The sequence below is a fragment of the Candidatus Vampirococcus lugosii genome, from assembly GCF_018420025.1.
GTDB classification, from domain to species: domain Bacteria; phylum Patescibacteriota; class Gracilibacteria; order Absconditabacterales; family Absconditicoccaceae; genus Vampirococcus; species Vampirococcus lugosii.
This window is the reverse complement of record NZ_JAEDAM010000047.1, coordinates 1-7,299: the sequence shown is the minus strand read 5'-3', so window position 1 is coordinate 7,299 and position 7,299 is coordinate 1. Positions and strand designations below refer to the sequence as shown.

Annotated in this window: 4 protein-coding genes; all 4 read left to right on the top strand. The window is 20.2% G+C overall.

Annotated features, from left to right (window positions below; genetic code table 25):
• Positions 1 to 255: 255 nt before the first annotated feature.
• The 4 genes from VAMP_RS03685 to VAMP_RS03670 all read left to right on the top strand — a co-directional run bounded on the left by VAMP_RS03685 (position 256) and on the right by VAMP_RS03670 (position 7,074).
• On the top strand, positions 256 to 1,056 hold the full coding sequence (locus VAMP_RS03685) for a TatD family hydrolase (RefSeq protein WP_213349428.1): 801 nt from the start codon (positions 256 to 258) through the stop codon (positions 1,054 to 1,056).
• Between the two features lie 84 nt (positions 1,057 to 1,140).
• A complete protein-coding gene (locus tag VAMP_RS03680) occupies positions 1,141 to 5,106 on the top strand; it encodes a hypothetical protein (protein WP_213349425.1) in 3,966 nt (1,321 codons plus the stop codon).
• Between the two features lie 21 nt (positions 5,107 to 5,127).
• The gene (locus VAMP_RS03675) at positions 5,128 to 6,207 is read left to right on the top strand and encodes a mechanosensitive ion channel family protein (RefSeq protein WP_213349422.1); all 1,080 of its coding nucleotides are present in this window, start codon (positions 5,128 to 5,130) and stop codon (positions 6,205 to 6,207) included.
• 21 nt (positions 6,208 to 6,228) lie between these two features.
• Positions 6,229 to 7,074: a DUF368 domain-containing protein gene (locus tag VAMP_RS03670; protein WP_213349418.1), complete on the top strand. Its 846-nt coding sequence runs from the start codon at positions 6,229 to 6,231 to the stop codon at positions 7,072 to 7,074.
• Positions 7,075 to 7,299: the final 225 nt, after the last annotated feature.

The window sequence follows — 7,299 nt, the reverse complement described above, 5'->3', positions numbered from 1 at the left end:
ATTAAATATACACTAAATATGATATATAACTCAATTAATTAATTGAGTTTTGAAATATATAAAGAAAATAAATATATATTCAAGTCTTTTTACATTAATTAATTTTTTATAAAATACTAAATTAAATAAACTATTACAAAAAAATTCAAAATATATTGCTATTTATTTAAATATGTATAAAATACTTTATACAAATATTTATTATAAATAAATATTTATTAAATAATTTAATTCTTATTAATAATATAAAAAAATATGTATTTTGATTCTCATACACACTTAAATTCTGAACAATTATTTGCAGACTATGAATATTTTTTAAAAAAATTTGAAGAAAATTGATGAAAATGATTAATGAATGTGGCAGTAGATATGGATCGGGCTTTAAAAGCTGTAGAAATACAAAAAAATAATAATACATCATTACAATTATTTTCTAGTATTTGATATCATCCAAGTTTGGTAGCAAATGAAAATATATATCCATATCAATTTGAAAATATTTTGAATGAAATGGAACAATTTTACAACAAAAATATAAAATATATTTATGCTATAGGTGAATGTGGTATTGATGTTCATTATTCAAGTAAATCAGAAACTCTATCAAGTCAAAAAAAATTTTTTATGATGCAATGCGAATTAGCTCAAAAATTAGATTTACCAGTAATAATTCATTCTAGAGATGATTTTGAGTCTACATATGATATAATTAAAAATTTTCCAAAATTAAAAATTTATTTTCATTGTTGGTGATATTGAGCAAATGAAATTAATGTATTACAAGAAAATTTTGAAAATATTTGGATATGATATACTTGAAATATTACTTTTCCAAAAGCAGAAAACATTAGAGAATCTTTTTTGGCAACAGAAAAACAAAATATTTTAATAGAAACTGATGCTCCATATCTAACACCACATCCATATAGATGAAAAATAAATGATTCATCTTATATTAAATATATTTATGAATATACAGCAAACTTAATTGATTATGATTTAGATAATTATATAGATATTATAGAAGATAATTTTTTTGCATTATATTGATAATATAAAATAATTTTTAAATTGACATTAAATAATAATTATTTATTATTAATAGTAATTTTAATATATAAAATATAAAATTATAAAATGGAATTAGATCAAAAAAATTTAGATTCTTTACAAAAAAATAATAGAAATAAATTAATTTCTAATATTCAAACTCAATTATTAATATCTTTATTATACAAAAATAGTAATTCACAAATTACAAATTATGATAGTTTCAAAAACTTTATAAGTTCAAACAATATTTCAGATCAAGATATAATAAATAATTACAAACAAATTATAAATAAATCTTGAAATAAAAATTTAATATTAGATGATTTTAGTAATATGTGAATGACATTTGATTATGTTTTATCAAATGATTTTTTATCATCAGATTTTTATATAAAATATAAAAATAGTTTACATAATTGATTTTTGCAAACTATTAAGAATAAACTTATAGAAAAAATTTATATATTATGATTAGAAGAAAATGAATTAAATTATTATATTGAAAATATTTGACAAGTCCAAGATATAGATTGATTACAAGTTTTTTTTAATACTGAATTAATAATTTCCGATAATCTTTTGGAAGAACAAAAAAACTTTATTTCTAAACAATCTATATCTATATCTGATCTTGTTTCTAATTTAGATAATGATTTTATTACTAATTTGGATAATAATGAAGATATACAATCTTGATTCATTAAATCTTCTTGCAAAAGTGAGGTAATTAAATATACGGATGATATGGAAAATTATTTTTCTGGTTTATCTAATATTTTTGATACAAAAAATTTTATTAAAGAATATTTGTGAGAAGAACTTTTTAATAAAGTAAAAAATATAGATAAACAATATATTGAATCTCAAAAAGATAAACTTAATCAAAAATGATTTAATATTGATGATAAGTTTTCTGATACTCTTGATCAAAAAGATTTGGATTTAAATTATATTATTGCTAATATTTTACTTTTGGATGAATCTGAAATAGATAATTCAAAAAAGAAATTTTTATTGAATAACTTTTCTAGTATTGATAATAAAAAAATAGATTTTGAAGAATTTGTTGAAATTCTTTTTTCTTCATCTTTTTCTTCCAAATTAGAAAATTATTTTTCTTTACCAAAATCTATGATAAATAATCATAAAGAATTTATTACAAATTTATTGAATCCAAATCAAAAAGAATTAAATTTATATTTGTGAAATAAATATACTAAATTAGTATTTGATGAAAAAAAAATTTTTATAGATGAAAATATGCAAATTAATTTAAATTTAAAAATTTCTCAAACACAATGAGATAATGAAGTTTTAAATTTACTTAAAAATTTATGAATTATTGATGATAATTTACAAATTAGTAATGAAAAAATATGAGATTTATTATATCTTAATTTATCTGGTTTACTTACAAATTGATTATCAATAGATGAAAGTGTAAAATCTTTTGATGAAGATTTACAATTTAATGAAAATATGGATTGAAATGAAACTTTATCTTTAATAAATAATGATTGGAAAAAAATAAAATGAGATAAAGATGCAGAATTTAATATTTGATCTAGTCTAGCTTTTAGAGTTTGAGAATCAATTTATCCATGATGATGATCTCAATGGTGATTTATGGAAATAACAAGTGAACCTAAAATTTTATACAATTGAAAAGTAAAAATTGAAGCTAATTTTTATTGTTGAGAAACTAATGAATATTTTTCAAAAAAAATAGAAATAAATTATGAACAATTTTCTAATTTTTTGAATAAAGAACCAGTAAGTTGAGTTTCTATGAAATTCAAAACTATAGATAGTTCTGATGAATTTTTGAAATATATAAAAAATATAAACTTGGAAGATTACAAATGATTCAAAAATTTTAAAGAAAAATGGTTGAATTTAAAAGAAAAATGATGAAAATTTTTTGATTCTGACAATAATCAAATTGATTATGTTTGAATGGAATATGATGAATATAATGAATCTTGAAATTCAAAAAAAATACCATTATTATATTATATAAAATATTTGCCAGATTGAATAATTTTGGGAAATGAAAATCTATCACCAAAAGAAAAAAAAATGTCTTATAATGCATTTTCTATTTTTTGTTCAGAAAAATGACTTAATCCATATACAAAAGAAGATGCCGAAATGTTAAAAAATAAAATTAATGCTAATCCTGATAAAAAAATGAAAAGTAATGGATTATCAATTTCAGCTATGTTAATATCATTTAAATCTATAAAAGATAATTATTTGGAAAGATGGAAAAGTGAAGATGAACTTAGGGCATCACAATTTTATATGTCACTTTTGGATAGTAAAATAGCATCTGTAATTCCAGGTTCTATTGTTTCTGAATTGAGACAAGAGGCATTCTCTGAATATGATAGTAAACTTTGGTCAATAATAAATAAACATAAAGATAGATTATCTCGTGATGGTGCAGTTCATGATAAAGAAATTGTTAATGTAATAAAAAATGAAGTTTTTGAAAAAAAATGATCTTCAAAAGATAAATTAAAAGCTGCTGGATATCTTCTTCATTCTTTGGAAAAATGATGAGGTCCATATTATAGATGATTAAAAAAATATTCATGATCTTGAGCTTGGGTTAATGCAATATTGTGACCTGAATATTTAAAAGTTTATCAAAATAATAAAAGTTTTCTAATATCACAATTAAAAAAAACTTGAGACAACGAAACACTTCAAAATGAATTAGCAAGACTTGAATTAGATTATATAAAAGATACAGTAGGTTCTGAAAAAATGAGAAAAATTTTTGGTTCCAAATTTCAATGAGCTTTGGATTGAGCTATATCAACGAATTTTAGTTCGTCTAAAGTTGATGAAATGCATAATAATATGTCAAGTAAATCTAATTTTGAAATGGTTTATAATGATTTAAATTGAATTATGAAATGAGCTATGCCAGCTAGACAAATTTGAACATTAAGAGCTCTTTCTGAAAAAGTTGATCATGAATGACATTATCAAAAGTGGTATTGAATGATGCTTTTACCTATTATATCTTGAGAATATTTAAATTGGGATGAAACACTTAAAACAGAATATATGAAAATAGCTTGAACATATTCTTTTCCTGTAGGTTTTTTTGTTAATACTTACAAAGGTCCTGAAAAAATAGTAAAATTATTTGATTATATTAGTAAATGATCTAATGAATTCTCAAGTTTTACATCTTGGTCTATGAATACAATATCTCCTGATTCTGGAGCTGATAAAAAAGAAAAAATTCAAAGTAAATTTCTTTATTGGTGGGCTTCTAATTGATCAAAAATATCTTCATTTTTATCAAATTCTGATTTAGATAATTGAGCTTTTGCTGAATTAAAAAAATTAGAAAATTTACAAAATCTAAATAAAGAACAAAAAGAAATTAAAGAAATATTATGAGAATATAAAGATATAGTTTTGAAAAAATGAAAAGATATTCCATATGATTCAAAATTAAAACCAAATGAAGCTATTCCATATATGAAATCTATTTTACATATTTGACCTAAACTTGCTGATTCTAGTATGAAATCTCATAATTGAAGAGATTTTAATAATCCTTTGTGACGTGGACTTTGGAATATATTTAATTGAACTCTAAAAAAATATGAATTTGATGTAAATATAAATAAATTTGAATATATAATGTGAGTTTATTCTACTTGGTTTGTAAATGTTCATTCAAATACATATTCTGATATTTTACAAAGTATTTTACACTCCAAAAGTGATTGAAAATCTAAATCAGAAACAAAAAAAGAAATTATGTCTATGTTTGAAAACTGTTTTGGTACTGGGATTAATAGAAGTATGCCTTCACAAATGAGACAATGACTTGAATTATTATCTTCATATATAGCAAATAATATATCAAATATTAGTAATGATAAATTAGAATCTGTTCTTTATGTAATATTTAAACAAGAAAATGTTGTTTCTGCTAAGAAAAAAGTAGATGAAGATCCAAATAATCTTGATTACAAAAGAAATAGAAACCAAAATCCTAATTTAGGATGATTTAACTTTTAATTTAAAAAAATAAATATTAAAATGAAATTAAATTTATTAAATACTAAAAATATAAAATTATTTTTAATAATTTTGATAAATGTCTTATTTTTAGTTAAAACTTATGCTCAATGAGAATGAACTGAAGAAGCAATTACCGTAAATACTAATTCTAGTTCTATTTTTGATAGCAATATTTTTACTATTGCTATACAAGCTATTATTGCAATATTAGTAACTGCAGTTTTAATGTTTATTTCAAAAATAATCGCAGTTTATATTAGAAATAGATTTATTAATAATATTAATATTCCAGATAATGAAAATGCTTGAGAAGATGATGATGTTGATGTTTATTCTCAGAGAGCTTGAAATTTAGTTTCTAGTATGATTTTCTATCCATTATTGTTGATTTCAATTTTTATTTGATTTCAAATAATTGGTTTTGATATATGAATTTTGTTATGATGACTTTCTGTTGGTATATGATTTGCTTTTAGAGAAATATTGGGTAATATGTTTGCTTGAGTTATGCTTTTACTTACAAAAGAAATTAAACTTTGAGATAAAGTTGAATTAGAAAAACCAAATAATCAATCATATTTTGGTATAATTGATGAAATAACTATTAGATATACGGTATTAAGACTTATATATGACAAAAGAAGAGTTATAATTCCTAATTTAGATATGATTACAAATCCATTAAAAACTTATACTTCTGAAGATAGTATTATATTACGAACTTTTGTTTTGATACATTATGAAGAAGATATTCAAAAAGCTTGTGATGTTATAATAGATGCAGTAAATAATTCTTGACTAGTTACTAATAAAAAATTAACTAAAGCTTTGATAAGTAAAATTTGAGATAGTTGATGAGATCGTGATTTTACTAATAATACTTCAAATTGAGTAGAAATTAGAGCAAGTTTCCATATAGATCCTAATGTTGTTTTGGATTGACCTCCAGTAATATTATGAAAAATAAATCATTATATTTATAAAGCTATTTTGGAAAATAATATAAGAATACCTTACCCACATACTTCCGTTACAGTTGATAAAAATGATAAAAATTTATTATGAAGTGCATTATATCTTATGAAAAATAATAAATAATTTATATTTAAATATAATTTAATGTTTTTGAATTTATTAAAATGAATGCTTATTTGAATTGCTAATATAATTCCATGATTGTCTTGATGAACAATGGCGGTAATTCTTTGAATATATAAAGAATTAACAAAATCTATTTCAAATATTATTACAGATTCTAAAAATAGAAAAAAATATTTTCTTTTCTTATCAATTATTTGAATTTGAGCATTAATTTGAATATTTATATTCTCTTATATATTTTCTGCACTTATAGATTCTTATGAAATCTATACAAATATTTTTATAATATGAATTATATTATGATCTATTCCTTATTTATATAAAAATATTCCAAATAATAAATTATCAATTTCAAAAATATTAGTTTTTTTAATTTGATTATTTTCTGTTCTTTTATTATTTTATTTTTGAAGTTGAGATTTATATTCAAATAGTGATACAAATTGAATTATTTACAATATAAAACTTTTTTTTTCTTGATTTGTTGCAGCCGCTTCCATGATAATACCTTGATTTTCATGATCTATGATGTTGCTTATTTTGGGTGAATATGAAAATATACTTTCTTTTGTAAAAGATTTTGTTTTTGATAAGTTATTTATAATATGATTTTGAGCTATAATATGAATTATATTATCAGCTCGTGTTATATATTATATTTTAAATTCATCTTTTGCATCTCATTTTTATTATATTATAATAGCTATGGTTTTAGCTTCATCTTTTACTTTAATTCCATTTAAAAATATATATAATATATATGTATATATAATTCTTATTATTATATTTATAATTTGATTTTCAATTTCATTTTATTTCCCAAAAATTTTATTAAACATTAAAAACAAAAAAAGTCAACAATAAATATTTATATTATATAAAAAAATTGACAAATTTAAAAAAAATAATAAAATTAAAACAATTAAAAAATTGTTTTTAGATTATAAATAAAAATAAAAAATATGAATAATATTAAATTAACAGATTTAAAAAGCAATTCAGTAGATGATTATGTTTTTGAAGATGAATTACAAGAAGATTCAATTGAAGATGAATTACAGGAAGATTCAATTGAAGATGAATTACAGG